Raw genomic sequence first — 26,892 nt, 5'->3', positions numbered from 1 at the left:
GCCTGACCCAGCCGAAACTACCTTACGTAATATCCCTGCTACGCATAGTCCACATGGCCGCCCCTACAACGAGAACGGCCAGGGCCGCCAGCGCCCCGCCCGCCATCGGCCAGGTGATCGTGAACGTGTCGTTCACGCAGCCTGTCGTGCTCGAGTAGACGCAGGTCTCCCAGTCGGTCAACTCGATGGTCTTGTCCATCCAGGCCCCGATCCAGACCGGCGCGAGGTACGCATCGGCGAACGGCGCACCTGACAGGCTCAGCAAGGCGTAGAGGCCGACCTGGAGCACGATGACGGCGCCGATCGCCGCGCCGAGCGCCATCGCCGTCTGCCGGCCGATCGAGGCGAGAGCGAAGCCGATCGCGCCCGCGACCAGCACCAGTACCAGCCCGCGCAACTCCATGAGCACGAACGACTGCCACGCACCGGCCGTCATCGAGTACATCGTCCCGCGCAGGGTCGCGAGCCCCACGAAGAGCCCGGTCCAGGCGGCCGATATCGGCACGGTCAGCGCGGTCAGGCACACCAGCAGGGCGCCGAGCTTGGTGCCGAGTACCTGGAGCCGCTGCGGGCGCCAGAGCAGCAGATTCATCATGCCGCCGCTGCTCCACTCGGCACCGACGAAGGTCGCGCCGACCAGGAAGGCCATCACCGCCAGCATGGCCGCCAGCGTGATGATCATGTCGCCGAACTCGCCCCGGAAGTTGAACGTCTCCTCCAGGTAGTACTCGGTGAGATAGTCCCGCCGCGACGGCTGGTAGATGTCGCAGCTGGGCGGGTGGTTCGCCGCGGCCGCCGTACCCCGGGCGGCCAGGCAGTTCCGCAGCTCGTCGGCGGCCGACGTCAGCGCGAGCCGGTAGTCCCGGTCGGCCTCGGCCTGGGCTGCCGCGAGTGCCTCGGCCGAGGTCGAGTGATTGGTGACGAACGTGCCGGCCAGGATCGCGGCCAGCACGAGCAGCGTGCCGATGACCAGGAACCGGGCGAAGCGGCGCTTGGCGAGCCGCCGCGTCTCCGCCAGAAAGAGGTTCACTGTCCCCACCCGCCGTTCTGTGTTGCCGGGGCCGTCGCGGACTCGTCGATCTGGCGGTACACGCCCTCGACCGGCGTGGTGCCGGTGAGCTCGAGGAAGACGCTCTCCAGGTCGACGGTGACCGGTGCCAGCTCGCTGACGAAGACGCCGCCGGCGGCGAGCGCACGGGTGATCGCGCCCGGCTGGGCGACGCCGCTGACCATGAGGTGATCGGCCTCGACGACGACCTGGGCGCCGATCTCCCGCAACGCGTCCGCGGAGGAGGCGAGGTCGCCGGGCGACTCGACCCGTACGCGTACCGCTGCGGCCTGGTGCTGGGCGAGCACGTCGGCGACGGTGCCGGCGGCCACCCGGCGCCCGGCCGAGATGATCGTGACCGAGTCGCAGATGAGCTGGATCTCGCCGAGGATGTGGCTGGAGACCACCACCGTCATGCCGCTGTCGGCGAGATTGCGCATCAGCGTGCGCATCTCCCTGATGCCGCCCGGGTCGAGGCCGTTGGCCGGCTCGTCGAGAATCAGCAGCGTCGGGCTCTTGAGCAGGGCGGACGCCACGGCCAGGCGCTGCTTCATGCCCAGCGAGAAGGTCTTGACGCGGTCCGTCGCCCGGTCCCGCAGCCCGACCAGCTCGAACACCTCGGTGACCCGGGCCTGGTTGACGCCGCCCGCGTCGGCCAGCAGGGAGAGGGTGTCCTGCGCGGTGAAGTTGGCGAAGAACTGCGGGCTCTCCACGATCGCGCCGATCGCGCCGATCACCTCGGGCAGGGCCTGCGGCACCTCGCGACCGAGGATCGACATCCGGCCACCGTTCGGCTTGATCAGCCCGAGCAGGGTACGCAGCGTAGTGGTCTTGCCCGAGCCGTTGGGCCCGAGGAAGCCGTGCACCTGCCCCGCCTCGACGACCATGTCGAAGCCGTCGAGGGCCTTCCGCACCCCCTTCCGACTGCGATAGGTCTTCTCCAGACCCTGAATCTCCAGGACGGCGCTCAAGCCGAGCCTCCCCGCGTTGGGTGAACTGAACTCGGTCACCCTACGCACACGCCGCCACAAGTCCAGGTCGTTCCACCGTCGGGGGCCGTGACCCCGGCGGAAGCGGGGTCACGGCCGATCCGGGGGTCAGGCGCGGCCGCTACCGGCCGTCACCGTGCCGACCTGACTGCCGGAGAGGGTTCCCCCGGTGTAGAGCCCGCCGCCGGCCGCCGTGCCCGACACCGAGCCGCCCGTGTAGATCCGGTACGAGGTGCCCCGGGTCAGCGAGCTCAGATCGAAGATCACGCCCTTGAGCACCCGGGTGCTCTGGAACGACGCCAGCTGCGTGCCCGACGCGGTCGCCAGGTGCACGACCGTGCCGGCCGGCTGGTTCGCGCTGAACGAGTACGCGACCCAGGCCTGGCCGCTGGTCGGCAGCGTGCTCGTCGACGCCGTGATGCCGGTCGCCAGGATCGAGCCGCCGGTCATCGTGAGCGCGCCGTTGGAGTCCAGACCGCCCTCGCCGCCGCCGCGGGTCGGCGAGCCGTTGGCGATCACCGTGCCGCCGGAGACGGCCAGGGTGCCGTTGGAGTCCAGCCCGTCGGTGCCGCCGTTGACGGTGACCGTCCCGCCGGTGACCTTGATAAAGGCGTTCGGCGCGACCTGCCTCTCGTCGACGCCTTCCTCCGCGGCGTTCACCGCGTCGTCGGTCGCCGTCACGTTGATCGTGCCGCCGGCCAGGGTGGTCCGCATGGCCTCAAGACCCTCGTACGACCTGGTCACGGTCACCGTGCCGGCGGAGATCGTCAGGGCGGTGTCGGCGTGCACCGCGTCGTCGCCGCTGGCCGCCGTCAGCGTGCCGCCGTCGACGGTGACCAGGTTGTTGGAGTTGATCCCGTCGTCGGACGCGTTGAGGCTGACCTGACCGTCGCTGATCACCACGCTGACGTCGGCCTTGAGCCCTTTGGTCGAGGTCGTGCCCGGCGTCGTCGTGCTGCCGCCGCCGGTGGTCGCGGTCAGGCTGCCGCCCGCGACGATCACGTCGGTGGTCGCGCTGACCCCGTCGCCGCCGGGCGCCGTGAGCGTACGGGCGCCGCCGGCCAGATAGATGTAGCCCTCGGTGGCGACGGCGTCCTCGTCGGACTTCAGGGCGTCGCCGCCGGCCGTGACGCCCAGGGTCCCGCCGGTGTGCAGGATGTAGTCCTGGCCGCGTACGCCGTCGTCCTTGGCCGTGACCGTGATCGTGCCCGCGTCGATGACCAGCCCGTCGTCGCTGGCGATGCCGTCCGCGGCGTTGCCCGTCACGGCCAGCGAGCCGTTGCCGGTGATGGTCAGGTCGGCGGCGCTGGACAGCGCCGCGGCCGGGTTCACCGCGGTCGTGTAGGTCGCCGGATCGGTGAGCCGGTTGGTCGTCCCGTCGGCCAGCACCACCATCACCTCGTCGGCGGCGGTCACCGACAGCGGCGCGGTGGTCGTGTTGGCGATGGTCACGCCGTTGAGGATCAGGCGCACGATCCCGGTGCCGGCGCTGTTCACGACGATCCTGCCGTTGGTGAGCGACCCGGTGAACCGGTACGTGCCCGCGGCGGTGACCGTGACGGTGCTTCCGCTGATCGAGACGCCGCTCGCGCTGGACGTGGCGCCGGAGCCGGTCAGCGTCACCGCGGCGACGCTCTGCTCGCTCCAGGTGTGGTCGGCGGGCTCGTCGTGGTCGACCGCGTTGGCGGCCAGCGCCTGCGCCGCAGCGGGGCCCGCGGCCAGGGCCTGTGCCGCAGCGGGCGCGGCCCGGCACGGTGCCGGCGCGACGGCCAGGGTGCCGGCCACGGCGGCGATCAGGAGGGGGGATCGGTGCATCTCACGTCCTTCGGTCGGCGGCCGGCGCGGAGCCGGCCGGTGCTGCGGGATGGAAGTGGCGGCGCAGCAGGCGGCGCCACGGCGCGGACGGCAGGCCGGGTCGCAGGGCGGCGAGGCCGGTCGCGTACTTGGAGATGGACGCCGGGCGGTGACCCCGGGCCCAGAGCAGGCGGTCGACCTCGCAGGCCGCGGCCCGCGTCTTGGTCTCGACGACGGCCAGCGCGGGCAGGCTCAGCCCGGCCCGGCCGACATCGGCCCAGGACAGGTCGACGTCGATGGTCACCCGGCTCTGCGAGGCCGGGAGATAGAGGGTGCTGCGCAGGTAGTGGGTGGTCAGCACCGGCCCGAAGGACAGCCCGGCGATGCCGCCGAGCTCCGCGAGGACGGCCTCGACGAACCAGCGGCCGGGTGCGAGGTCGCCCTGCTGCCGCTGCTCGTACGCCAGCCGGGTCTTGACCGTGCCGCCGCGCACGCCCTCGGTCTTGACCTCGAGCCAACACCCTCCGGAGTCGAGGTAGGTCCGCGTCCGGATCTTGAACCGGCGGCGCCGGCGCAGCGCGGTGAGCCGGAAGCAGAGCAGGTCGGCGGTGTCGAAATAGACGGAGCCGTAGCGAAAGAGCCGGATGCCGTCGATGTCGAGGATCCGGGCGTCTCGGCCGATGGCCGGCAGCAGCCGGGCCAGGTCGTCGAGCGCGAGCACGTACTTGCGGTCCCGCCTGACCTGCAACTCGGCCTGCGCGGTGAGCTCGTCGAGCCCGATCGGCCCCAGCCCCGCCAGCCCGTCCAGCCGGTCGCCGACGGTCCGGGCGGGTGTCGTGGTCACCTGTGCGTTCCCGCCGTCGCGGCCTCGCGGCCGGTGGCGCCGGCGGGCGCCGCGCCGGGCGTGCGGGAGTAGCGGACCTCGACCGCCGTGGTCTCGTTGACCAGGTCCACCCGCTCGACCGAGACGGCGTGCACCCGCGCGCCGAGCAGCTGCTCGAGCTTCGCGACCAGGGCCACCTCGTCGGTGATCGCCGAGTCGAGGACGAGGACCTGGCGCCGGTAGCCGCGGAACAGCCGCGGGTGGTCCCCGAGGTACATGACGGCGAGGATCAGCGCCATCATCCCGGGCGCGAGCCAGGCCGAGCCTCCGCCGAGCGGGCCGAGGATGCCCAGGGCCAGCGCGGAGAAGTAGTAGGCGACCTCGTGCTGGTCCAGCTCGGTCGAGCGCAGCCGGATGATCGAGAGCACGCCGAAGAGCCCGAGCCCGAGCCCGGCCCCGACGGTGCTCGAGCTGAGCGAGCCGGCGACGGCCAGCACCCCGACGTTGACACCGAGGTACGCGACGACGAGATCGCGGCGGCGGTGCCGTGGGAAGTAGAGCCCGAAGACGAGCAGACAGACCGCAACGAGGTCGATCGCGAACAGAGCTAGCCGAGGCATGACGGGGCCCTTCCCTCAAGGCTTTCCGAGTGGCGACCAGGTGAACGGTCGGCAACAGATCCATGACTTTCAATGGAGACTAGGGTCCCGGCCCGGGAACCAACCTCAGAGAATGCTGTGAATCAATCGACCGGCATCTATCGCGAGGGAAGGACGTCGCTCACACCTCGGGACGGTCGGCTCCGATTTCGCCGCCCGCGTCGTAAGGTGTTGGAAACACAACTGAATACCTCATCCAGAGGGGCTGAGGGAACGGCCCGATGACGCCCCGGCAACCACCGCGCATGTCTCGATGACGAGGCCGCGTGCGGCAGGTGCTAATTCCGTCCCCATGTGCGTCGCACGACGCCCGGGGAAAGATGAGAGGAAGGCCTCATTATGACGTCGGCCGTCGACGCCCCCAGCAAGTCCCTCAGCCCCGCCCGCGCCCTCGTCTGCCGCGGCTGCGGCGCCGAATTCCCGCTCGTCGCGCAGCACGCCTGTTACGAGTGTTTCGGCCCCCTCGAGGTCGCCTACGACCCCGCCGCCCTCGCCAAGGTCACCCGCGAGCAGATCGAGGCCGGCCCGCAGAACATCTGGCGCTACGCCGCCCTGCTTCCCACCGGGCAGGATCCCGCCGGCCGGGTCACCCTCGACCCCGGCCTGACCCCGCTGGTCGCCGCCGCCGCCCTGGCCGCCGAGGTCGGCCTGCGCGCGCCGCTCTGGGTCAAGGACGACTCCGCCAACCCGACGCACTCCTTCAAGGACCGGGTCGTCTCCGTCGCGCTCACCGCCGCCCGCGAGCTGGGCTTCACCCGGTTCGCCTGCGCCTCGACCGGCAACCTGGCCAACTCCGTCGCCGCGCACGCCGCCCGCGCCGGGGTGCCCTCCATCGTCTTCATCCCCGGCGACCTCGAGCAGGGCAAGGTCATCACCACCGCCGTCTACGGCGGCGACCTGGTCGCGATCGACGGCTCCTATGACGACGTCAACCGGCTCTGCGGCGAGCTCGTCGAGACCGACGAGTTCGAGGACACCGCCTTCGTCAACGTGAACGTGCGGCCGTTCTACGCCGAGGGTTCGAAGACTCTGGGTTACGAGGTCGCCGAGCAGCTCGGCTGGCGCATCCCCGCACAGGTGGTCGTGCCGATGGCCAGCGGCGAGCTGCTCACCAAGATTGACAAGGCCTTCACCGAGCTCGTGGAGATCGGCCTGGTCGAGGCGCCCGAGGGCGGCTGGACCGTCTTCGGTGCACAGTCGGCCGGCTGCAACCCCATCGCCACGGCCCTGCACAACGGCACCGACCAGATCATCCCGGTCAAGCCGACCGGCATCGCGAAGTCGCTCAACATCGGCGACCCGGCCGCCGGCGCGTACGCGATCGAGGCCGTGACCCGCACCGGCGGCTGGATGGACTACGCCGGCGACGACGAGATCCGCGACGCCATCCAGCTGCTCGCCCGCACCACCGGCGTCTTCGCCGAGACCGCCGGCGGGGTCACCGTCGCGGTGCTCCGCAAGCTCGTCGCGAGCGGCCGGCTGGACCCCGACAAGGAGACCGTCGTCTTCAACACCGGCGAGGGACTGAAGACTCTGGACGCCGTCGCCGGGCAGGTCGGACCCACTCACCGGATCAAGCCGTCGCTGCGCGGCGCCCGCGACGCCGGCCTCCTCGGATAACTCAGAGTAGTCAAACATCTGCCCAACGTTGAGAATTCCTTCCCCTGAGGACTTGCGGAAGGATCCCAGGGTCGGCAGGATGCTCTACGCGGGAGGACGTGACGCCGTACGTGGCCCCACCTTTGAGCTTGGCGACAATCTCCTAGGGGCCCAACGACCCAGTGCCGGAGGCGCTGTGCGTCCGTCCTCCCGACCAAATTCTCCCGCCTCAGCGCCTCAGTCGCCGTAGGCCCGGCCGCAGCGGCGCCTCGCGGTAACCGCCCAGTGCCAGCCCGGCATGCCGCTCGAACGCGTTGCGCGTGCCGGCCGTTCCGGTCATCGCCCAGGAGTAGCCGCAGCAGGCCCAGTACGCGGGCCAGAACAGCGGGCCGAACACGGCGTACTGCCCGGCGTGCCGGGTCTCGTGCGCGAGCAGGCCGGCCCGGCTCTCGTGCAGCAGCCAGTCGGCCGTGCGCCGGGTGATGATCACCGAGCCGACCGTGAAGCAGGTCGCGGGCGGCATCTTTCGGCGGTAGCCCTCCGCGATCAGGATCCCGCCCGGCCCGCGGCGGATCCTGGTGCCGCAGAGTACGGCGAGCCCGAGGCCGACCAGCGTGGTGCCGTTCACCGCGGTGAGCGCGGTCCGGACCGTTGCCCAGCCCACCTCGTCACCGGCCTCAGGCCCGGCGGCGCATCTGCAGCTCGGTCAGGGCCGGGATGACCGGGTGCGGCACCCGCTTCCCGCCGTCCACGAAACCGAGCCGCTCGTACGCCCGGACGGCCCGGTCGTTGCCGACCACCACCTCGAGCATCAGCTCGTTCCGCCCGATCGAGGCCGACCACTGCGCGACCGCCTCGATCAACTCGGCGAGCATGCCGCTGCCGCGGTGCGCCGGTGTGACGTAGACCGCGAAGATCACCGTCGCGTCCGGCTCCTCGGGCAGCACCGTGCCGCCGGCGTGGCCGATCAGCCGCCCGCCCGGGTCCGCGACGAACTGGGCCAGCTGGCTGCCGGAGGAGGCCTGGACGATGCGCCGCCGGAAGTCGGCGTGCGGCCGGGCCGCCGCCTGCGCCACCGTCTCCAGGAACGCGAGCGGGCTGTCGGCCAGCATCTCCAGCCGCAGCGCCCGCATCCGGGCCGCGTCGCCGGGCGTGACCCGGTGCACGGTGACGGGCGGTGCCAGGGTGCTGGTCATGGTTGCCTTGCTACCCGGTCACTCGGCACGGGGCAAGTAGGACGCGGATAAACGACCTCGTGCGCGCACGAACCGGGCGCCCCGGGCCCCGATCGTTCTGCTTGCACTCGCCCCATCAGAGTGCTAAACAAGTGATTGGCACTCGCGCCACGTGAGTGCCAGCAGGTCGGGACGGTGGGGTCACGGCAGCGGCACCGCCATCGGTGCCGGGGCACGGGACCGGTCGTCGCGGGCTTTCCGGCTCGACCTGAGGACGTCACATCGCCAGGTGGTGACGTCCGCAGCGTTCTCAACGTGCGGAACACGGGCCGGACCGGCCCGGCGCCGCGAATGTCCAGGAGGACACAGCCGAATGGCCAAGATCATCGCATTTGACGAGGAAGCTCGTCGCGGCCTCGAGAGTGGCATGAACCAGCTCGCCGACGCCGTCAAGGTGACGCTCGGCCCCAAGGGCCGCAACGTCGTGCTCGAGAAGAAGTGGGGCGCTCCCACCATCACCAACGATGGTGTGTCGATCGCCAAGGAGATCGAGCTCGAGGGCACCTTCGAGAAGATCGGCGCCGAGCTGGTCAAGGAGGTCGCCAAGAAGACCGACGACGTAGCCGGCGACGGCACGACGACGGCGACCGTCCTGGCCCAGGCCCTGGTCCGTGAGGGCCTGCGCAACGTCGCGGCCGGCGCGAACCCGATGGCGCTCAAGCGGGGCATCGAGGCTGCCGTCTCGGCCGTCTCCGAGGCCCTCTCGCAGCTCGCCAAGGACGTGGAGACCAAGGAGCAGATCGCCTCCACCGCCTCCATCTCCGCCGGTGACTCCACGGTCGGCGAGATCATCGCCGAGGCCATGGACAAGGTCGGCAAGGAAGGCGTCATCACCGTCGAGGAGAGCAACACCTTCGGGCTCGAGCTCGAGCTCACCGAGGGCATGCGCTTCGACAAGGGCTACATCTCGGCCTACTTCATGACCGACGCGGAGCGTATGGAGGCCGTCTTCGACGACCCGTACATCCTCATCGCGAACAGCAAGATCTCCGCGGTCAAGGACCTGCTCCCCGTCCTCGAGAAGGTCATGCAGGGCGGCAAGCCGCTGATCATCATCGCCGAGGACGTCGAGGGCGAGGCCCTGGCCACGCTCGTCGTCAACAAGGTGCGCGGCACCTTCAAGTCCGTCGCCGTCAAGGCGCCGGGCTTCGGCGACCGCCGCAAGGCCATGCTGGACGACATCGCCATCCTCACCGGTGGCACGGTCATCAGCGAGGAGGTCGGCCTCAAGCTCGACGCCGCCGACCTGAGCCTGCTGGGCCAGGCCCGCAAGGTGGTCATCACCAAGGACGAGACGACCATCGTCGACGGTGCCGGCAACGCCGAGCAGATCCAGGGCCGGGTCAACCAGATCCGCGCCGAGATCGAGAAGTCGGACTCCGACTACGACCGCGAGAAGCTGCAGGAGCGCCTGGCCAAGCTGGCCGGCGGCGTTGCGGTCATCAAGGTCGGCGCGGCGACCGAGGTCGAGCTCAAGGAGCGCAAGCACCGCATCGAGGACGCCGTTCGCAACGCGAAGGCGGCCGTCGAGGAGGGCATCGTCCCCGGTGGTGGCGTCGCGCTCGTGCAGGCCGGCAAGTCCGCGTTCGACAAGCTCGACCTGGTGGGCGACGAGGCCACCGGCGCGAACATCGTCAAGGTCGCGCTGGACTCCCCGCTGCGCCAGATCGCCGTCAACGCCGGCCTCGAGGGCGGCGTCGTGGTGGAGAAGGTCCGCAACCTCGAAGCGGGTTGGGGCCTGAACGCCGCGAGCGGCGAGTACGTCGACCTGCTGGCCGCGGGCATCATCGACCCGGCCAAGGTCACCCGCTCGGCGCTGCAGAACGCCGCGTCGATCGCCGCTCTGTTCCTCACGACCGAGGCGGTCGTGGCGGACAAGCCGGAGAAGAACCCGGCCCCGGCCGGTGGCCCCGGTGGCGGCGGGGACATGGACTTCTGAGTCCAGCTCGTAGAGAGGGCGGGTCGCTTCGGCGGCCCGCCCTTTTCGCGTACCCGGTCAGAGCTGCTTGCGGTACAGCAGGAAGACGCGCTCGACGCGGGCGCCGACGGCCTTGGAGTAGAACGGCAGCGGCCCGACCCAGCCGATCTGCACCCGGTCGTGCCCGGCCGCCCGCTGGTCGGCGAGGCACCGGCGCAGCAGCAGGGCGCCGATGCCCAGGCCGCGGGCGGCGGTGGCGGTGCCCATCGGCCCGAACCAGCCCGGCCGCGACGACCCGTACGCGGCGAAGCCCAGGATGGATCCGTCCTTGGCCAGGGCGAGGTGGCAGCCCGCCCGGTCTCGCCCGACCGAGTGGGTGATCTCGCCGGCCCAGCCCTGGCCGAAGTTCGCCAGCGCGAAGCCGACCAGCGCCGCCACGTCCTCGGCGCCGGCCCGCCGCACGACGATGCCCTCGCCGGCCAGCCGCGCCTCGTGGTCGGCGGTCGGCTCGGCGGCGGCGGTGTCCACCGTCATGTTCCAGGCCGGCTGGTCCTGCTCGAAGCCGAACGCCATGGCGGCGCAGATCGCCGGGGTGTACCGCACGTCGATGCCGGGCCAGGCGTAGTACGGCGCGTTGCCGGCGATGACCACGTCGCCGGCGCCGAGGCCGGCCAGCGCGCCCTCGATCCGGGCCATCAGCGCCCGGGCCACGCCCCGGCGGCGGTCCTGCGGGTCGACGGCGACCAGGTCGACGTGCCCGATCGAGGGGTCCCGGTGCGACACCGAACCGAGCACCACCCCGATGACCCGGCCGCCGGCGACGGAGACCGGCTCGCCCGACAGCGCGGCGCCGGCCGCGGCCGGACCCGGGCCGGCCGACCGGACCGCGATGAAGCCCGCGAGCCGGCGTGGTGCGTCGGACCAGCCGTCGGTGCCGGTGGTCTCGCGCAGACGCAGCACGATCTCGGCGGCGTCGGCGGCGTCCTCGGGCAGGTCCAGCGCGGTCCGGCAGAGGGCCACCACGGCGGGCACGTCGTCGTCGGTCAGTTCGGAGATCCAGAACTCGCTGTCCACAACCGCCGAACCTACCGGGCCGGCACCGCCGGTTCGGTAACGGCCGGATCGAGCAGGTCCCGCCGGCCCCGTACGGGTGAGAAGTAGAGCGCCAGCGGCGCGAGGACCGCGGCCGCCGCGAAGACCAGCAGGGTGGCCCGGGCGCCGAGCGGCCCGGCGAGGGCGCCCGCCGCCAGGCCGCCGAGGGGTATGGCGCCCCAGGAGACGAAGCGGACCGTCGCCATCACCCGGGACAGCAGCTCCGGCGGGCTGGCGATCTGCCGGTAGGTGCGGGTGGTGACGCTGAAGACCACGCCGGTGCCCGCGAAGATCAGCACCCCGACGGTGAACGTCACGTACGCCGCCCAGCCGGTGGCCGCAGGAATGACGAACGCGCCGGCCGCCTCGACGAAGCCCAGGATGATCAGCCCGCGGGCCGTGCCGAGCGCGTTGGTGACCCGGGTCGTCAGCGCCGCACCGATCAGGGTGCCGACGCCGTCGACCGCCAGCAGAATGCCGACCACGGCGGCGGGTGCGTGCAGGTCCCGCACCAGGTAGAGCGGGAAGAGCGCCAGGTAGGCCCCGTTGACGAAGTTCGACGCGGTCGCGGACCACATCGCCGGCCCCATCATCGGGTGCCGGGTCACGAACGCCCAGCCCTCGCGGATCATCGCGCTCATCGGCGTCGGCTCGTCGGGTCCGCGGCCGCGCCGGGCCGGCAGGGTCCGGAGCAGGGCGGCGGAGACGAGATAGCTGAAGGCGTCGACGAGCAGGGTCGGCACCGCGCCGAGGAGCTGGACCGCGAGGCCGCCGAGCGAGGGCCCGGCGAGCTGGGTGGTCGCGTGCGTGCCGGAGGTCAGGCTGTTGCGGGACTGCAGCTGGTCGCGGCCGACGATCTCCGGCAGGAACGTGGTGTTGGCGACGAAGAAGACGACGTGCGCGAAGCTGAGCACGAGCGCGACGAGGACCAGCTGGGCGATCGTCAGCAGGCCGAACCACCACGCCACCGGGATCGAGGCGACGGCGACGGCGCGGATCAGGTCGGCGCCGACCTGGGTGCCGCGCAGCGGCAGCCGCTGCACGATGACCCCGGCCGGCAGGCCGATGACGATCCAGGCGAGATAGCCGGACGCGGCGATCATCCCCATCTCGAACGGCGTCGCATCGAGGACCGTGAGCGCGGTCAGGGGCAGCGCGACGCCGCCGACCGCCGAGCCGAGATCGCTGGTTGTCCCGGCCGCCCACCACCGCCAGAAGACGCTCACGGTCCTCGACCCCCGTTCCAGTCAGTTTCATTTTGGAACGGACTATAGTTGAGGGCGTGCGAAGGGTCGAGTTCATTGATGCCGACTGCGGCATCGAGCAGGCCCTCGGCGTGCTCACCGACTGGTGGACCTTCCTGGTGATCCGGGACGTGGCCGGCGGGGTGACCAGGTTCGAGGCGCTGCAGCGCACCCTGGGCGTGAGCCGCCGGGCGCTGACCGAACGCCTGTCGGCGCTGGTCGAGCACGGCGTGCTGCGGCGGGTCGCGTACTCGGAGCACCCGCCCCGCTACGACTACCTGCTGACCCCGAAGGGCGAGGGGCTGCTCCCGGTCCTGGTCGCGCTGCAGGACTGGGGCACCCGCCACGTGCTCGGCGACGGCTCGCTGACGGCGTCGGCGCGGCCGGAGTCCGCGGAGCACCATCGCGTGCACGCCCTGGTCGGCCGCCAGGTGCCGGCGGAGATCTCGGGCTGGACGGTCCTGTATTTCTTCCCGGGCGCGTTCGCGCCGGGCGCAACGGACTACCCGCCGGGCTGGGCCGACATCCCGGGCGCGCCCGGCTGCACCCTGGAGTCGATGACGTACGCGGCCCGGGCCGCCGACTTCGCCGCGGCCGGCGCCGAGATCAGGGGCGTCAGCACCCAGCGGCCGGACCAGCTGGCGGCGTTCGCGGCGCACGCTCGGCTGCCGTTCCCGCTGGTCTGCGACGCAGGAGGCAGGCTGGCCGCCGGCCTGCGGCTGCCGACGTTCCGGGTGGCGGGCGTCGATCGCTTCAAGCGGGTGACCCTGCTGGCCGACCCGACCGCGACGATCCGCGCGGTCCAGTTCCCGGTGACGGACCCCGCGGCATCGGTGACGGAGATGCTCGATCAGGTTCGCGCCCTGGTCACTTGATGTATACGGCGGGATCACCCGTGATATTCATCCGCCGGGGTGATACAAGTCGGCGCTAACGTGGGGGTTGTGCGCTCACCCTCGGTCTCCCGATACGCCGCCGGCCGGCTCTCTCCGATCCGCCGCGTCACCGATCTGCGACGGCTGCGCGACGAACAGTTCGACGTCCTCGTCATCGGCGGCGGGGTCACCGGCGCCGGCGCCGCGCTGGATGCCGCCTCGCGCGGCCTGAGCGTCGCCCTGGTCGAGGCCCGCGACCTGGCCGCCGGCACGTCCAGCCGATCCAGCAAGCTGATCCACGGCGGCCTGCGCTACCTCGAGCAGCTCGAGCTGCACCTCGTGCACGAGGCGCTGACCGAGCGCGGCCTGCTCACCAGCCGCCTCGCGCCGCATCTCGTACGGCCGGTGCCGATCCTCGTTCCGCTGCCCCCGGCCTCGCCGCCCGCGCGGGTCTGGCAGCGGGCGTACTACGGGCTCGGCGTCGCCGCGTACGACGCGTTCGCCGGGGTGTTCGGCAGCGGGCGCGGCATGCCGCTGCACCGCCACCTGACCCGCGACGGCGCCCGGCACCTCTTCCCCAGCCTGCAGGCCGACAAGATCGTCGGGGCCATCCGCTACTACGACGGCCAGGTCGACGACGCCCGGCTCGTGGTCAACCTGGCCCGGACCGCCGCCAGCCTCGGCGCCGCCGTCGTCACCAGCGCCCGAGTCACCGGCTTCGTCCGCGAGGCGCGGGAGGTCGTCGGGGTCCGGGTCCGCGATCTCGAGGCGCCCGACTCGCCCGAGATCGAGGTGCGGGCGCGCACTGTCGTCGCCGCGACCGGCGTGTGGAGCGACGACCTGTCGCGCATGCTCAGCGACGTCGGCGTGCGGCCGGGCCTGCGGGTCCGGGCCTCCAAGGGCGTGCACCTCGTCGTGCCCCGCTCGGCTATCACCGGCGAGGCCGGGCTGATCCTGCGCACGCCGACCTCGGTGCTGTTCGTCATTCCGTGGGGCGGGCACTGGATCATCGGGACCACCGACACCGACTGGCAGCTGGACCGGTCGCACCCGGCCGCCTCCGCGCGCGACATCAGCTACCTGCTCGACCAGGTCAACACCGTGCTCGACCGGCCGCTCACCACCGACGACATCGAGGGCGTCTACGCCGGGCTGCGGCCGCTGCTCTCCGGCGAGGCCGACTCCACCTCGAAGCTGTCGCGCGAGCACGCGGTCGTCGAGCCGATGCTCGGGCTGCTGCTCGTCGCCGGCGGCAAGTACACGACCTACCGGGTCATGGCCGCCGACGTCATCGACCGGGCCGTGCGCCGGCTCGGCGGGCCCGCGCGGCCCTCGCGCACCGATCAGCTCCCGCTGCTCGGCGCCGACGGCTTCGCCGCCGCCTGGCGCGACCGGCAGGACATCGCCCGCCGGCACGGCGTCACCGCCGGCGTCGTCGAGCACCTCCTCGAGCGGTACGGCACCCTCACCGTGCACCTGCTCGCCATGATCGCCGCGAAGCCGGAGCTGGCCACGCCGCTCGCCGGCGCACCCGAGTACCTGGCGGCCGAGGTCGCCTACGCGGCGCAGGCCGAGGGCGCCCTGCACCTCGACGACGTGCTGACCCGGCGCACCAGGATCTCGATCGAGACGCCGCACCGCGGCGCCGAGACCGCCGCGCACGCGGCCGCGGTGATGGGCGAGGCGCTCGGCTGGGACAAGGCGGTCCAGGACCGGGAGATCGAGCACTACCTGGCCCGGGTCGAGGCCGAGCGGCAGTCGCAGAAGATGCCGGACGACCTCACCGCCGACGCGGCCCGCCTCGGGGTGCCCGACGTGCGGGGCTACGCGGCCGACCGGGGCACGGAGCTGCTCGAAGTCGATCTTTGATACTCGTCGACGAGCCGCGCTGGCCGGGCCGGGGGCGGCTCTGGTCCCACCTGGTCAGCGACCTCTCCTACGCCGAGCTGCACGTCTTCGCCGAGATGCTGGGCGTGCCCCGGCGCGCGTTCGACCGGGACCACTACGACATCCCGGCCGCCCGCTTCCAGGCGGCGCTCTGGCTCGGCGCCACGCTGGTCCGGTCCCGCGATCTCTCCGCCCGCCTGCGCGCCGCCGGCCTGCGCCGCCCGAAGCACCTCAGCCCGAAGTCGTTCAGCTCAGCGTCTTGAGCTCGGCCTCGAGATTCGCCCGCGCCAAGTCCTCCCAGGCCGCCCGCAGCGGCGGGTGCCGGTAGATCGAGGGCAGCTCCAGCAGCGCCTTCAGCACCTGCGCCCGGCCGCCGCGGAAGGCGTCGTCCGGCACGTGCGCGTACTCCCGGCGGATCGCGGCCGTGTACGCCGCGTAGCCGTCCGGGTCGCTCGCCAGGATCGCCAGGTCGGCGTCGCAGAGCAGCTCGCCGTCGCGGTCGTCCTCGCCCGTCGCGTGCCCCGCCGTCAGGCCGACCAGCCGGGCCACCTCCGCCGCCGTCTCGGCCGGCACCCCGAGCGTCGCGAGCAGCCCCTCGGCGAACTCCGCGCTGTCGCGCTCGTTGGCGTCGCCGAGCGCACGCGGGTCGTAGACCGCGTCGTGCAGCCAGGCGGCGAGCCGGACCCGGTCCGGGGCCGTCGCCAGGTCGGCGTGCCGGTCGATCACATCGAGCACGGCGGTCAGGTGCGCCACGGTGTGGTACTGCCGTTGCGGCTCTGACCAGCGGGTCAGCAGGTACTCGCCGGCCGCGGCCAGGTCCGGGTCGCCGGCGCTGGCGCCGGCACCGCGCGCCGCCAGCACCCAACGGTCAACATGCGTCGTCACGGCGCAATCCTGGCATGCGCGCGGTTAGGGTCGCAGACATGACGGTCGCCGGCGCACGCGCTCGGCTCGCGGCCGCACTCGCCGGACTGCCCGGCCGGTCCCGCTCCGGTGCCGGTCTCGGCTATTCCCGGGTACGGGCGGTCTTCCCGCTCGCCCTGCAGGCCGGGGTGGCGGCCGGGCTCGCCTGGTTCATCGCGTACGACGTCCTCGACCGGCAGAGCCCGTTCTTCGCGCCGACCGCCGCCGTCGTCACGCTCGCCTCCTCGGCCGGCAAACGGGCGCGGCGCATGGGTGAGCTGGTGGTCGGCGTCGCCGTCGGCATCGGCGTCGGCGACGCGCTCATCCTGCTGATCGGCAGCGGCGGGTGGCAGATCGCCCTGGTCGTCGTGCTGGCCATCGTGGTGCCGACGGCGGTCGGCGCCGCCGCGCCCCTGGTCGTGCAGTCCGCCTCGTCGGCGGTGCTGGTCGTGACGCTGGCCACGCTCCCCGGCCAGCCGTTCAGCCGGTTCTTCGACGCGCTCATCGGCGGCGCGGTCGGCCTGACCGTCATGACGCTGCTGCCGCTCAACCCGGTGAAGGTGGTGCGCCGCGCCGCCGAGCCCGCGCTGGAGGAGCTCGCCGAGGGCCTGCGGGCGATCGCCGAGGGGCTGCGGGTCGGGCAGACCGATCCGGTGCGCGAGGCGCTCGACCGGCTACGGGCCGCGGAGCGCGACTTCACCGCCTTCGATCAGGCGGCCTCCGCCGCCAGCGAGAACGTGGCCTTCGCGCCGGCCCGGTGGCGCTCCCGCAGCCGGTTGAACCGGTACCTGGAGGGCGCCGACGAGGTGACGTACGCGCTGCGCAACGTCCGGGTGCTGGCCCGTCGCGTGCTGACCGGGCTGGACGACGAGGAGCCGACGCCGGAGTCGCTGGCCGCGTCGATGCTGCTGCTCGCCGACGCCGTCGACCTGCTCCGCGCGGAGTGGAGAAAGGGCGTCGAGCCGGTCGCGACCCGGGAGCGCGCGCTGCGGGCGGTGGCCGAGTCCGGCCGGGCGTACGACGAGGGGGTCGGCTTCTCCGGCGGGGTCGTCGTCGCGCAGATCCGCACCACGGTCTCCGACCTGCTCCGGGCGACCGGCGTCGAGTACGAGGAGGCACCGCGCCTGGTACGGCGGGCGTTCGGGCGGCACGGGCGGGCGCATGCCGCCCGGAAGCACCCCGGGCTCCCCGGCCCGGGCTGGATTTCGCGTCCTTGATCCGATTGCGCCGCCGCGGGACCGCCGGGGCGCGGCGGGGTGGCTACGCTGACGGGATGGCCGACGTAGCTCCCGGCGGGTCGCCCGACCCGGCACCCGTCCCCGCGGCTCCGGCCTCGCCGGCGCCGGATCCCGCCGCGCCGCCCTGGCCGGCGCCGGATCCCGCCGCGCCGTCACCCTCGGCCTTCGCTCCGGAGCCGGGCCCGTCGATGCTGCCGCCCGCGCCCGCGCCCGCGCCCGCGGACACCGACGCCGCCGGTGCCGCGCCGACGGTCGGCCTGTTCCCGGCCTCGGACGCTGTGCCGGAGTCGCTCGCTGGGCCGGGGTCGCTCGCCGGCGCCGCGCCGACGGTCGGCCTGATCCCGGCCTCGGACGCCGAGCCCGCTGTCGCACCGGACGGCGTGCCCGACTACGCGGTGGTCGGCAAGGCGTCCGGGCGCCAGACCGGATGGCGTCGCTGGCTGCCGCTGGCCACCGTGATCACCGTCATCGCGGCCTGCGCGATCGTGATGCTGGTCATCCTGGGCTTCAGCAACGGCCCCGTCGGCCTGGCGGTCGGCCTGGTCGCGGCGATCCTGCCGGTACCGGTCCTGGTCGGGTGCTTCCTCTGGCTGGACCGGTACGAGCCGGAGCCGACCCGCTATCTGATCTTCTGCTTCGCGTGGGGCTCCGCGGTGGCGACCCTGGTGGCGATCGGCGTCAACTCGGCGGCGTCGTGGGGCTTCGACCGGCTCGGGCTGCCGGACGCGCTGGTGGCGGTGCTCGTCGCGCCGTTCATCGAGGAGTCGATGAAGGCGCTCGGGCCGTTCCTGCTGCTCTGGCGCCGACGCCGGGAGTGGTCCGGCATCACGGATGGCATCGTCTACTGCGGACTCTCCGCGCTGGGCTTCGCGATGGTGGAGAACGTGCTCTACCTGGGTGGCCACGGCTACGCCTCGGGCGTCGACCAGTACGGCCCGGCGACCGGCATCCAGAACCTCTTCCTGATCTTCATCGTGCGCATCCTGTTCACCGGCTTCGCGCACCCGCTCTTCACCTCGATGACCGGCATCGGCATGGGCCTGGCCGCCCGCTCCGCGGACCGCCGGGTGAAGTGGCTGGCCCCGATCGCGGGCCTGCTGGCCGCGATGATCCTGCACGGCATGTTCAACCTGCTGCCGACGCTCTCGGTGGCCACCGGCGAGACCCTGATCATGCTGTACGGCTACCTGGGCTTCATGGTCCCGTTCTTCTTCCTGGTGGTCGGCTTCGCGATCGCCCTGCGCAGCTACGAGGGGCGGCTCACCGAGCGGATCCTGCCGGGCTACGTTCGCGCGGGCTGGCTGTCCCCGCCCGAGGTGGCGACGCTGGGCAGCCTCGGCCGCCGCCACTCGGCGCGCCGCTGGGCCAAGCGGGTGGCCGGGGACGCGGGCGTCAAGGCGATGCGTGGCTTCCAGCTCGCGGGCACCCAGCTCGCCCTGCTGCGGGACCGGATGCAGCGCGGCCTGGACCGCACGCCGGCGGAGCAGTGGAAGTCGATGGAGGAGGAGCGCCGGCTTTTGACGGCGATCACGGACTACCGGTCGATCTTCGTCGGCCGGGACCCGCAGATGCCGCAGGCGTTCTGGGACGGGATGGCCTATCAGATCGCCTTCCCGGACGGGGTGACGCGCACCGTGAACGCGCCGGAGGAACCGGTGGTCCCGGTCCCGGTCCGCCTCCCACCGAACCCCTACCCGGCGATGGCCGGCGCCCCGGGCTACGGCTCCCCGTCCTATGGCACCTCGCCCTATGGCACCCCGTCCTACGGTGCCCCGGCTTCCGGCACGCCGGCCTACGGCCCTCCGGCCTACGGACCCCCGGCTTACGGCGCCCCGGCCTACGGACCCCCGGGCTATGGCACTCAGCCTGGCTACGGCGTCCCGCCGGGCTACAGCGTCCCGCCGGGGCATGGCGCTCAGCCGGGCTATGGCACTCAGCCGGGCTATGGCACTCAGCCCGGCTATGGCACTCAGCCTGGCTATGGCGTCCCGCCGGGCTACGGCACTCAGCCGGGCTCCGGCACTCAGCCTGGCTATGGCGTCCCGCCGGGCTACAGCGCTCAGCCGGGCTCCGGCACTCAGCCTGGCTATGGCGTCCCGCCGGGCTACAGCGCTCAGCCGGGCTACGGCGTCCAGCCTGGTTACGGCGTTCAGCCTGGCTATGGCGTCCCGCCGGGTTATGGCGTTCAGCCTGGTTACGGTGCTCCCGGACCGGGGCAGGACACCTCCGGCTACGGCCACGGGGAGAGCCCCGGGCCCGGCTACGGCGCGCCGGCCGCCGGCCACATCCGGCCCGCCTACGGCCCGCCCGGCGGCGGCCCGGCGCCCGGCTCCGGAGCACCCGTACCCGGCCAGGCCTCCGGGGGCGCCCACCCGGCCGCCGGCCCCGCCCGTGGGGAGGCCCCGGCCGGTGCCGGTGACACGCCGATCCGGCCCGCCGCTCCCGGTGAGACCTGGATCGACTACACCCGCCAGGGACACGACGCCGCGAACCAGCCCGAACCGGACTACCGCCGGCCCTCCGGCGAGCGGGCGCCCGACCCCGGTCCCGCCGACGGGACGCCGCGCGGCGACTGACGCGAACGTCCGCTGTGGACGTACCGGAAAATGGCCGCTACAGGTACAGGCCGGTTCCGTCCGCCTCGACGCGGGTTGCCGCGACGGCGTGCACGTCGCGCTCGCGCAGCAGCACGTACTCCTTGCCGTGCAGCTCGACCTCGGCGCGGTCCTCCGGGTCGAAGAGCACCCGGTCGCCGAGGACGATCGAGCGCACGTTCGGCCCGACGCCGACTGCCTTGGCCCAGGACAGGCGGCGGCCCAGCGTTGCGGTGGCGGGGATGACGATGCCGGCGCTGGAGCGGCGTTCGCCGTCGCCCCCGTCGAGCCGGACGAGGACGCGGTCGTGCAACATCCGGATCGGCAGCCCGGCCTCGGTGCGGGTGTCGGTGCTCACGAGAGGACGGTACGCCGGAGCCTGACGTGCGGATGAGCCGGTCTCGACTACGGTGGAACCGCGTGACGACGGACGAGGGGGTAAGCGGGTTGAGCCGCTTGGAACGGGTCCGGGAGAACCTTCGCCGGGCGTACGAGGCGGGCCGCGAGTCGGTGCGCACGGCGCGCGTCGAGAGCGATCGCGCCCCCGACGACCAGGAGGCCGAGTTCGAGATACCTCCGCCTGACCTGTTGATCGACGACCAGTCGACCGCGAGCCGCGACGACGCCGAGGTGCCGCACTCGCTGCGGATCGCGGCGGCGTGGTCGTGGCGGCTGATCGTCGTCGGGGTCCTCGGCTGGGTGCTGCTCCGCTTCATCGGCATCATCAGCATCGTCGTGATCCCGCTGGCCATCGCGCTGCTGCTGTCCGCGCTGCTGTCGCCGGCGGTCGGCTGGCTGCGGCGGTTCCGGCTGCCGCCGTCGCTCGCGACGTTCCTGGTCCTGATCTGCGGCATCGCGGCGGTGGCCGGCACGCTGACGGTGGTGGTCAACCAGTTCGTCAACGGCGTGGGTTCGTTGACCACGAAGGCGATCTCGGGCGTCGAGAAGATTCAGGGCTGGGCCCGCAACGGGCCGCTGCACCTGTCGGACGACCAGGTCAAGCAGGCGGTCGACTCGGCGGAGGAGTGGGTCAACGCGAACACGTCGTCGCTCACGGCGACCGGCGTGGCGACCGCGACGACGCTGTTCGAGGTGATGACCGGGGCGTTGCTGGTGCTGTTCGCGACGTTCTTCTTCCTGCGTGACGGCCGCAAGATCTGGCGTTTCCTGGTGCGGTTGTTCCCGGTCAACGTGCGATGGAGCCTGTCGGACGCCGGCGACGCGTCCTGGTCGACGCTCGGGTCCTACGTGCGGGCGACCGTGCTGGTGGCGTTCATCGACGCGACCGGTATCGGGCTGGCGCTGGTGATCCTGGACGTCGAGTTCGCGTTCGCGCTGGCGGCGCTGGTGTTCCTGGGCGCGTTCATCCCGATCGTGGGTGCGAGCGTTTCCGGGGCGGTCGCGGTGCTGGTCGCGCTCGTGGACGAGGGTTGGGTCATCGCCCTGATCGTGCTGGGCGCGGTGATCCTGGTGCAGCAGGTCGAGGGCCACATCCTGCAGCCATTGATCATGGGACGGGCGGTCGCCATCCATCCGCTCGTCGTGATCATCGGAATCGCCTCCGGGGTGGTCCTGGCCGGGATCATCGGGGCGCTGGTCGCCGTGCCGCTGATCGCCGTCCTGAACACGGGCGTCCGGCGGCTGGCCCGGAGCAGACCCGAGGTGCCGCCGGATGCCGTCATCGTCACCGCGGAGGAGCCGGCGACCTGAGGCGCTTCAGGGCGCCGAGCGCCACCTCCGGCCTGGTCGTGTACCAGAACGGGGGGAGGGACTGGCGGAGGAAGGCGCCGTAGCCGCGCGCCGTCTCCAGGCGCGAGTCCAGGACGGCCACCACGCCCTTGTCGCCGGTGGAGCGGATCAGGCGGCCGACGCCCTGCGCCAGCCGGACCGCCGCGATGGGGACGCTCACCGCGGCGAAGCCCGAGCCGCCGCCGGCGTCCACCGCGGCCGCGCGCGCGGCGGCCAGGGGCTCGTCCGGGCGGGGGAACGGCAGCCGGTCGATCACGACCAGCTGGCAGGCGTCGCCCGGCACGTCCACGCCCTGCCAGAGGGACATCACGCCGAACAGGCAGCTCTCCCGCTGCTCCCGGAACTTGCGGACCAGGATCGGCAGGGATTCCTCGCCCTGCAGCAGCACCGGGAGGTCGGTGCGGGCCCGGAGCAGCTCCGCCGCCTGGGTCGCGGCGCGCCGGGACGAGAACAGGCCGAGGGTGCGGCCGCCGAGCGCCGAAACCAGCTTGATGAGCTCCTCGCCGGCCGCGTCCGGCAGGCCGGACGCCGCCGGCCGCGGCAGGTGCGCGGCCACGTAGAGGATGCCCTGGCGGGGGTAGTCGAAGGGCGAGCCGACGTCCAGGGAGCTCCAGCCGTCGCCCGAGACCGGGGGCGCGGCGGCCGCCCGGGCCGCCGGTACCGGGGCCGCCAGGGGCAGGCCGAGGGATCTGGCGACGGTGTCGAAGCGGCCGCCCAGCGTCAACGTCGCCGAGGTGGCGACCACCGTGCGCTCGGCGTAGAGGCTGGTGGACAGGGTGCCCGCCACCGAGAGCGGCGCGACGACCAGCGCCCGACGGCCGTTGCCCAGGTCGGACTTCTCCACCCAGGCCACGTCGAACTCCGACTCCTCCAGCAGGCGCTGCGCGGTCGTCGAGAGGTCGTCCAGGGCGGCCTTGGCCTGCTGCTTGCGTACCGGATCGGGGTCGTCGTTCTTGACGTCGCCGATCGCGTCGAGCGCCGCCCGGGTCGCGGAGTCGACCAGCAGGATCGCCCGGTGCAGCAGCGGGGGCAGGCCGGTGGTCAGGCGCCCCGCCGGTAGCTCGCCGAGGCCGACCGTCAGCGAGTCGGCCGCCTCGGCGAGCGACTCCGCGGCGGCCGGCGAGACCAGGGGCCGGGCCCGTTTCGAGGCACGCTCGATCGCCTCGGGGGTCAGCTCCGCCTGCGCGGCCGAGGAGACCCGGTCGGCCAGCTCGTGTGCCTCGTCCACGATCAGCAGCTTGTGCGGTGGCACGATGTTGCGCTCGGCCAGCATGTCGACCGCGAGCAGGCTGTGGTTGGTCACCACGATGTCCGCCTCGCGGGCCCGGACCCGGGACGCCTCGGCGAAGCACTCGGCGCCGTATGGGCAGCGGGCCGCGCCGACGCAGTCGCGGGCCGGCATCGAGACCTGGCGCCAGGCCGTCTCGTCCACGCCGGGATCCAGCTCGTCGCGGTCACCGGTCTTGGTCTTCTCCGCCCACTGCTGCACGCGGAGGATCTGCTTTCCCAGCCGGCCCGCCTCGCCCAGCCACTGGGTCGCCTTCGGCGGCGCGTCGTCGAAGAGGGTGTCGGTCGGCGCCTCCTCGTCGGCGTGCTCGAGCTTGGCCGCGCAGAGGTAGTGGTGCCGGCCCTTGAGGACCGCGAACGTCGGCCGGCGGCCGAGCACCGGCTCCACCGCGTCCGCCAGGCGGGGCAGGTCGTGCTCCACCAGCTGGTTCTGCAGGGCCAGCGTCGCGGTCGAGACCACCACCGGGCCGTCGACCAGCAGGGCCGGGGTCAGATAGGCGAGCGACTTGCCGGTGCCGGTCCCGGCCTGCACCAACAGGTGCTCGCGCTCCTTGACCGCCCGTTCGATGGCCGCGGCCATCTGCTCCTGTCCCGGCCGGGATGACCCACCCGGCACCGCACCGACGGCGGCGGCGAGAAGCTGGGACGCGGTTGCCTTCTTGCGGGTCGCGGCGGTCACGTCGGAGACCGTACCCGCCACCACCGACGAAACCATGTCACCGTTAGGGTCTTGTCATGCCGAGCGAGATTGTCCGGGTCGTCTACACCAAGTACGACGGCACCGCTCACCGGGACTATCCCGCGCGCCGGCTCAACGAGGACGACCTGGGAGTCTGGGTCGGTGTGACACGCGGCACGGTCTCCGTATACCACGGCCAGCCCTCGGTGGAGCAGATTCCGTTCGTCCTGCTCATCCCGCATAACGCCTGGTGGACCGGCATGTTCAACCCGCCGCCGCGGACCAGCGAGGTCTACTGCGACGTCGCGACTCCCGCGCGCTGGGAGGGCGACACCGTGCACATCGTCGACCTGGACCTCGACGTCTCGCGCCGGCGGGACTCCGGGCTCATCGAGCTGCGGGACGAGGACGAGTTCGAGGAGCACCGGGTCGCTTTCGGCTACACCGACGAGGTCGTCACGGAGGCGAACGCCGCCGCCCGGCGCCTCTTCACCGCTCTGGGTGACGGCTCCGAGCCGTTCGCGTCCGCGTACCGGAAATGGCTGTCAGCGGTCGTCGACTGAGCCGAGCTTGTCGGGGTTGAGCTGGTTGTAGATCGCCGTGATGCGGCCGTCCGCGACGGCGACGCCCAGCACGGCGAACAGCCGGCGCCCGTCGGGGTAGTCGCCGCGGAGCAGCACGCCGGCGTCGCCGTTCACCAGAACCGGCTCGATCATGACGTCGACGCCTGCCCTGGCGAACCGGTCGAGGGTGCCCACGAAGAAGCGGGCCACCCGGTCCGCGCCGAGTACCGGCCTGCGGCCCGCGTTGACCACGCCGCCCCCGTCGCCGATCGCCACGACCTCGGGCGCGAGCACGGCCGCGAGGGCGGACAGGTCGCCGGAGGCTGCCGCCTTGAGGAACGCCTCGAGGACCGCCCGCTGCTCGGCGAGGTCCGCGGTGTGCCGGGACTGCCCCTCGGCCACCGCGCGCCGGCCCCGGGAGGCGTGCTGGCGCGCCGCGCCGGGGCTGGTGTTGAGCACGGCGGCGATCTCGTCGAACGGCGCCGCGAACGCGTCGTGCAGCACCACCGCGACCCGCTGCTCCGGCGTCAGCCGCTCGAGCACGACGAGCAGCGCCAGGCTCACGTCCATCCGCTGCGCGACCTTCTCGGCCGGGTCGTCCAGCGGCGAGACGACCGGCTCCGGCAGCCACTGGCCGGGGTACGCCTCGCGGCGTACCCGGGCCGACCTGAGCACGTCCAGGCAGAGGCGCCCGGTGACCGTGGTCAGCCAAGCGCGCGGGTCGCGGATCTCGTCCGCCCGGGCGGCGTGGTAGCGCAGCCAGGCCTCCTGGACGACGTCCTCGGCCTCGGCCCGACTGCCCAGCATCCGGTACGCGACGGCGAGCAGCCGGGGCCGCTCGGCCTCGAAGTCCTCAGACGGCATGAAGGAATTCTGCGCCAGATTGCCCTGTAACACCTGTCTCATGTGACACAGTGGTAGCGCTATAAGACCATTTAGTCCTATTTCGCGTTCTCGGAAAGCGGGGGCAGGCGATGACGAACGACGTGGCGGCGCTCCTCGGCGGTCTGGCCGGGGTCACGGGTGCCGCCGGCGCGGCGACCGTGGGCGTCGCGGTGGCCCGGCGTCCGCGGGCGTACCTGCCGGCCGGGCATGCGCTCGTCGGCAACCAGGTCATTGACCCGCTGCCCGACGTGCTGCGGCGCGGGCTCGCCGGCCTCACCGTGCCGGTCCGGCCGGGGCCGCACGGCGAGCTGTTCATGGGCCCCGGAACCCCGCAGCCCGGCCGTACGCTGCGCCGGCTGGTGCTCTCGCCGCTCTTCGCCCGGGCGCAGGCGCGCGGCGGCCGGCTCTGCCGTGACCAGCGGGTGCCGTTCCGGCTCGTCGTCGAGTTCACCGGGCCGAACCGGGACGCCGACACGCTGCTGCGGGCGTACCGGATGCTCGATCAGCAGCTGCGCGACCACGCCCCGCTGCTGAGCCGCTGCGTCGACGGCCGCCTCGACCCGGGCGCGGTCACGGTGGTCATCACGGGCATCGTCGACGTCCGGGAGCTGCTCGGCGGCCAGCGCCGCCGGTACGCGTTCGCGGACGGCACCTTCGACGACCTCGGCACCGCGTCCGCGCCGCCGACGCTGGTGCCGATGGTCAGCGAGGCGTGGAACCGGCGGTTCGGCTGGGACGGCCGCGAGCCGATCTCCGCCGAGGAGCGGCACCTGCTGCACGCGATGGTGCGCGCCGCACACGAGGACGGGCGCACGGTCCGGTTCTCGGGGCTGCCCGAGGGCGCCCGGCGGGCCCGGCGGGCGGTCTGGGCGGAGCTCGGCGCCGCCGGTGTCGACGTCATCGCCGACGCCGACCAGGCCGGTCTGGCCCGGCACCTGCGCCGGCATCCGGTGACCCGTCCCGCCCCGCCACGGCTGCCGTCCGCCCCGGTGGGGCGCCGGCTCACGCCGACCCCGCGTCCGACCGCTCCCCGACCGGACATCGCCCAGACTGTCTGAAAGAGCCAGATAGGCGGCATTTTAGGTTAACGGCGAGTGAACGAGCCTTGAACTGCCGCTAAGCAGGGGTAGGCGAGATCGGCAACGGGGGAGGGGTTACCTAGCATTCCTCCGTCTCGTCCACTCCTCGATCGAGGTTCGCGCCGTGAAGTTCTCCTTCCGCCCCACCGAGGGCGCCTTTTACGAGCTGTTCAGCAAGGCCGCCCAGAACCTGGTCAAGGGCACCGGGCTGCTGAACGAGCTCGCGCTGCCCGGCGCGGACGTGCAGTCGGTCAGCGACCGCCTGTCGGACGTCGAGCACGACAGCGACGAGATCACCCACACCCTGTACAAGAAGATCAACTCGACGTTCATCACGCCGTTCGACCGCGAGGACATCTACCAGCTGGGCTCGCACCTCGATGACGTGATGGACCACCTCGAGGCGGTCGGCAACCTGCTCTACCTGTACGGCCTCACCGAGCTGCCGTCGCTGCCGCGCGAGATGCACGAGCTGGTGACCGTGCTCGACCAGCAGGCCAAGATCACCGCGGACGCGATGCCGCGGCTCAAGAGCATGAAGAATCTCGAGGAGTACTGGATCGAGATCAACCGCCTGGAGAACGACGGCGACCGGGCGTACCGGATGCTGCTGGTCCGCCTCTTCTCCGGCGAGTACGACGCGCTGACGGTCCTGAAGATGAAGGAGGTCGCCGACGAGCTCGAGGCCGCGTGCGACGCCTTCGAGCACGTGGCGAACACGGTCGAGACCATCACGGTCAAGGAGTCCTAGG

23 protein-coding genes, 1 pseudogene and 1 riboswitch are annotated in these 26,892 nt (G+C 72.5%); of the genes and pseudogenes, 11 read left to right on the top strand and 13 right to left on the bottom strand.

Translation table 11 applies throughout. The features are described from left to right. Nucleotides 1-22 precede the first annotated feature (22 nt). From ACIBSW_RS05550 to ACIBSW_RS05530, 5 genes are all read right to left on the bottom strand, one after another. Entirely contained in the window at nucleotides 23-1,030 is a 1,008-nt protein-coding gene (locus ACIBSW_RS05550) for an ABC transporter permease subunit (protein ID WP_354718415.1), read from the bottom strand. Further along, a complete protein-coding gene (locus ACIBSW_RS05545) occupies nucleotides 1,027-2,019 on the bottom strand; it encodes an ATP-binding cassette domain-containing protein (protein WP_354718417.1) in 993 nt (330 codons plus the stop codon). The genes ACIBSW_RS05550 and ACIBSW_RS05545 overlap by 4 nt, the downstream gene beginning before the upstream one ends. A 126-nt stretch (nucleotides 2,020-2,145) precedes the next feature. Next, the gene (locus ACIBSW_RS05540; protein WP_354718418.1) at nucleotides 2,146-3,852 is read right to left on the bottom strand and encodes a carbohydrate-binding domain-containing protein; all 1,707 of its coding nucleotides are present in this window, start codon (nucleotides 3,850-3,852) and stop codon (nucleotides 2,146-2,148) included. A gap of 1 nt (nucleotide 3,853) precedes the next feature. Further along, nucleotides 3,854-4,675, bottom strand: a complete 822-nt coding sequence (locus ACIBSW_RS05535) for a VTC domain-containing protein (RefSeq protein WP_354718420.1) — start codon at nucleotides 4,673-4,675, stop codon at nucleotides 3,854-3,856. Continuing rightward, nucleotides 4,672-5,274, bottom strand: a complete 603-nt coding sequence (locus ACIBSW_RS05530; protein WP_354718422.1) for a DUF4956 domain-containing protein — start codon at nucleotides 5,272-5,274, stop codon at nucleotides 4,672-4,674. The genes ACIBSW_RS05535 and ACIBSW_RS05530 overlap by 4 nt, the downstream gene beginning before the upstream one ends. 228 nt (nucleotides 5,275-5,502) lie before the next feature. Next, nucleotides 5,503-5,640, top strand: a riboswitch (SAM riboswitch). Nucleotides 5,641-5,652: 12 nt separating this feature from the next. Between ACIBSW_RS05530 and thrC the strand changes: the two genes are divergently transcribed. After that, nucleotides 5,653-6,933: a threonine synthase gene (thrC, locus tag ACIBSW_RS05525; RefSeq protein WP_354718423.1), complete on the top strand. Its 1,281-nt coding sequence runs from the start codon at nucleotides 5,653-5,655 to the stop codon at nucleotides 6,931-6,933. Between the two features lie 208 nt (nucleotides 6,934-7,141). Here the strand turns inward: thrC and ACIBSW_RS05520 are convergent, their stop codons facing one another. Further along, nucleotides 7,142-7,576, bottom strand: a complete 435-nt coding sequence (locus tag ACIBSW_RS05520) for a hypothetical protein (protein ID WP_354718425.1) — start codon at nucleotides 7,574-7,576, stop codon at nucleotides 7,142-7,144. A 13-nt stretch (nucleotides 7,577-7,589) separates the two neighbouring features. After that, nucleotides 7,590-8,108 carry a GNAT family N-acetyltransferase gene (locus ACIBSW_RS05515; RefSeq protein WP_354718427.1) on the bottom strand — a complete coding sequence of 173 codons (519 nt, stop codon included), beginning with the start codon at nucleotides 8,106-8,108 and terminating at the stop codon, nucleotides 7,590-7,592. A 352-nt stretch (nucleotides 8,109-8,460) separates the two neighbouring features. Between ACIBSW_RS05515 and groL the strand changes: the two genes are divergently transcribed. Next, the gene (gene groL, locus ACIBSW_RS05510) at nucleotides 8,461-10,086 is read left to right on the top strand and encodes a chaperonin GroEL (protein ID WP_404799226.1); all 1,626 of its coding nucleotides are present in this window, start codon (nucleotides 8,461-8,463) and stop codon (nucleotides 10,084-10,086) included. A 57-nt stretch (nucleotides 10,087-10,143) separates the two neighbouring features. Here groL and ACIBSW_RS05505 read toward each other — a convergent pair whose 3' ends face one another. Both ACIBSW_RS05505 and ACIBSW_RS05500 read right to left on the bottom strand, forming a co-directional pair. Continuing rightward, a complete protein-coding gene (locus tag ACIBSW_RS05505; RefSeq protein WP_354729379.1) occupies nucleotides 10,144-11,139 on the bottom strand; it encodes a GNAT family N-acetyltransferase in 996 nt (331 codons plus the stop codon). Between the two features lie 11 nt (nucleotides 11,140-11,150). Further along, nucleotides 11,151-12,383 (bottom strand): MFS transporter, encoded by a 1,233-nt coding sequence (locus ACIBSW_RS05500; protein WP_354729381.1) that lies wholly within the window; start codon nucleotides 12,381-12,383, stop codon nucleotides 11,151-11,153. A gap of 56 nt (nucleotides 12,384-12,439) precedes the next feature. Here ACIBSW_RS05500 and ACIBSW_RS05495 point away from each other — a divergent pair, with 56 nt between their 5' ends. The 3 genes from ACIBSW_RS05495 (at nucleotide 12,440) to ACIBSW_RS05485 (ending at nucleotide 15,426) form a co-directional block, all read left to right on the top strand. Then, the gene (locus ACIBSW_RS05495; protein ID WP_354729383.1) at nucleotides 12,440-13,276 is read left to right on the top strand and encodes a winged helix-turn-helix transcriptional regulator; all 837 of its coding nucleotides are present in this window, start codon (nucleotides 12,440-12,442) and stop codon (nucleotides 13,274-13,276) included. Nucleotides 13,277-13,345: 69 nt separating this feature from the next. After that, entirely contained in the window at nucleotides 13,346-15,145 is a 1,800-nt protein-coding gene (locus ACIBSW_RS05490; RefSeq protein WP_354729385.1) for a glycerol-3-phosphate dehydrogenase/oxidase, read from the top strand. Further along, nucleotides 15,142-15,426, top strand: a complete 285-nt coding sequence (locus tag ACIBSW_RS05485; RefSeq protein ID WP_354729387.1) for a DUF4031 domain-containing protein — start codon at nucleotides 15,142-15,144, stop codon at nucleotides 15,424-15,426. The genes ACIBSW_RS05490 and ACIBSW_RS05485 overlap by 4 nt, the downstream gene beginning before the upstream one ends. Here the strand turns inward: ACIBSW_RS05485 and ACIBSW_RS05480 are convergent. Beyond that, complete coding sequence (locus tag ACIBSW_RS05480) at nucleotides 15,410-16,048, bottom strand: metal-dependent phosphohydrolase (RefSeq protein WP_354729389.1); 639 nt, start codon at nucleotides 16,046-16,048, stop codon at nucleotides 15,410-15,412. The two genes, ACIBSW_RS05485 and ACIBSW_RS05480, sit on opposite strands and share 17 nt — an antisense overlap. A gap of 38 nt (nucleotides 16,049-16,086) precedes the next feature. On the opposite strand from ACIBSW_RS05480, the gene ACIBSW_RS05475 reads away from it, so the two are divergent. Both ACIBSW_RS05475 and ACIBSW_RS05470 read left to right on the top strand, forming a co-directional pair. Then, entirely contained in the window at nucleotides 16,087-17,283 is a 1,197-nt protein-coding gene (locus ACIBSW_RS05475; protein WP_354729391.1) for an FUSC family protein, read from the top strand. Between the two features lie 56 nt (nucleotides 17,284-17,339). After that, nucleotides 17,340-18,983, top strand: a pseudogene (locus ACIBSW_RS05470) (PrsW family intramembrane metalloprotease); the annotation flags it as partial. Between the two features lie 934 nt (nucleotides 18,984-19,917). Here the strand turns inward: ACIBSW_RS05470 and ACIBSW_RS05465 are convergent. After that, nucleotides 19,918-20,214 (bottom strand): co-chaperone GroES, encoded by a 297-nt coding sequence (locus ACIBSW_RS05465; protein WP_354729403.1) that lies wholly within the window; start codon nucleotides 20,212-20,214, stop codon nucleotides 19,918-19,920. Nucleotides 20,215-20,318: 104 nt separating this feature from the next. On the opposite strand from ACIBSW_RS05465, the gene ACIBSW_RS05460 reads away from it, so the two are divergent. Next, nucleotides 20,319-21,608, top strand: coding sequence for an AI-2E family transporter (locus tag ACIBSW_RS05460; RefSeq protein WP_354729393.1), 1,290 nt, complete (start codon nucleotides 20,319-20,321; stop codon nucleotides 21,606-21,608). On the opposite strand, the gene ACIBSW_RS05455 is transcribed toward ACIBSW_RS05460, so the two are convergent. After that, the gene (locus ACIBSW_RS05455) at nucleotides 21,583-23,649 is read right to left on the bottom strand and encodes an ATP-dependent DNA helicase (protein WP_354729395.1); all 2,067 of its coding nucleotides are present in this window, start codon (nucleotides 23,647-23,649) and stop codon (nucleotides 21,583-21,585) included. The two genes, ACIBSW_RS05460 and ACIBSW_RS05455, sit on opposite strands and share 26 nt — an antisense overlap. 20 nt (nucleotides 23,650-23,669) lie before the next feature. On the opposite strand from ACIBSW_RS05455, the gene ACIBSW_RS05450 reads away from it, so the two are divergent. Beyond that, on the top strand, nucleotides 23,670-24,176 hold the full coding sequence (locus ACIBSW_RS05450; protein WP_354729397.1) for a DUF402 domain-containing protein: 507 nt from the start codon (nucleotides 23,670-23,672) through the stop codon (nucleotides 24,174-24,176). On the opposite strand, the gene sigJ is transcribed toward ACIBSW_RS05450, so the two are convergent. Then, entirely contained in the window at nucleotides 24,159-25,040 is an 882-nt protein-coding gene (gene sigJ, locus ACIBSW_RS05445; protein ID WP_354729399.1) for an RNA polymerase sigma factor SigJ, read from the bottom strand. The two genes, ACIBSW_RS05450 and sigJ, sit on opposite strands and share 18 nt — an antisense overlap. A 110-nt stretch (nucleotides 25,041-25,150) precedes the next feature. Here sigJ and ACIBSW_RS05440 point away from each other — a divergent pair, with 110 nt between their 5' ends. Together ACIBSW_RS05440 and ACIBSW_RS05435 are read left to right on the top strand one after the other, a co-directional pair. Next, nucleotides 25,151-26,119: a hypothetical protein gene (locus tag ACIBSW_RS05440; RefSeq protein WP_404799225.1), complete on the top strand. Its 969-nt coding sequence runs from the start codon at nucleotides 25,151-25,153 to the stop codon at nucleotides 26,117-26,119. Nucleotides 26,120-26,264: 145 nt separating this feature from the next. Then, nucleotides 26,265-26,891, top strand: coding sequence for a DUF47 domain-containing protein (locus ACIBSW_RS05435; protein WP_184988454.1), 627 nt, complete (start codon nucleotides 26,265-26,267; stop codon nucleotides 26,889-26,891). Nucleotide 26,892 lies beyond the last annotated feature (1 nt).

Origin of the sequence: Actinoplanes sp. NPDC049668, from assembly GCF_044465445.1 — a bacterium.
Classification (GTDB): Bacteria; Actinomycetota; Actinomycetes; order Mycobacteriales; family Micromonosporaceae; genus Actinoplanes.
This window is presented reverse-complemented; position numbering and strand designations above follow the sequence as displayed.

Excerpts from the sequence above, each read along its gene's own strand:
- ACIBSW_RS05540 (WP_354718418.1), bottom strand. The coding sequence starts at position 3,852 with ATGCACCGATCCCCCCTCCTGATCGCCGCCGTGGCCGGCACCCTGGCC.
- ACIBSW_RS05530 (WP_354718422.1), bottom strand. The coding sequence starts at position 5,274 with ATGCCTCGGCTAGCTCTGTTCGCGATCGACCTCGTTGCGGTCTGTCTG.
- thrC (WP_354718423.1), top strand. The coding sequence starts at position 5,653 with ATGACGTCGGCCGTCGACGCCCCCAGCAAGTCCCTCAGCCCCGCCCGC.
- ACIBSW_RS05515 (WP_354718427.1), bottom strand. The coding sequence starts at position 8,108 with ATGACCAGCACCCTGGCACCGCCCGTCACCGTGCACCGGGTCACGCCC.
- groL (WP_404799226.1), top strand. The coding sequence starts at position 8,461 with ATGGCCAAGATCATCGCATTTGACGAGGAAGCTCGTCGCGGCCTCGAG.
- ACIBSW_RS05475 (WP_354729391.1), top strand. The coding sequence starts at position 16,087 with ATGACGGTCGCCGGCGCACGCGCTCGGCTCGCGGCCGCACTCGCCGGA.
- ACIBSW_RS05465 (WP_354729403.1), bottom strand. The coding sequence starts at position 20,214 with ATGTTGCACGACCGCGTCCTCGTCCGGCTCGACGGGGGCGACGGCGAA.
- ACIBSW_RS05455 (WP_354729395.1), bottom strand. The coding sequence starts at position 23,649 with ATGGTTTCGTCGGTGGTGGCGGGTACGGTCTCCGACGTGACCGCCGCG.
- ACIBSW_RS05450 (WP_354729397.1), top strand. The coding sequence starts at position 23,670 with ATGCCGAGCGAGATTGTCCGGGTCGTCTACACCAAGTACGACGGCACC.
- sigJ (WP_354729399.1), bottom strand. The coding sequence starts at position 25,040 with ATGCCGTCTGAGGACTTCGAGGCCGAGCGGCCCCGGCTGCTCGCCGTC.
- ACIBSW_RS05440 (WP_404799225.1), top strand. The coding sequence starts at position 25,151 with ATGACGAACGACGTGGCGGCGCTCCTCGGCGGTCTGGCCGGGGTCACG.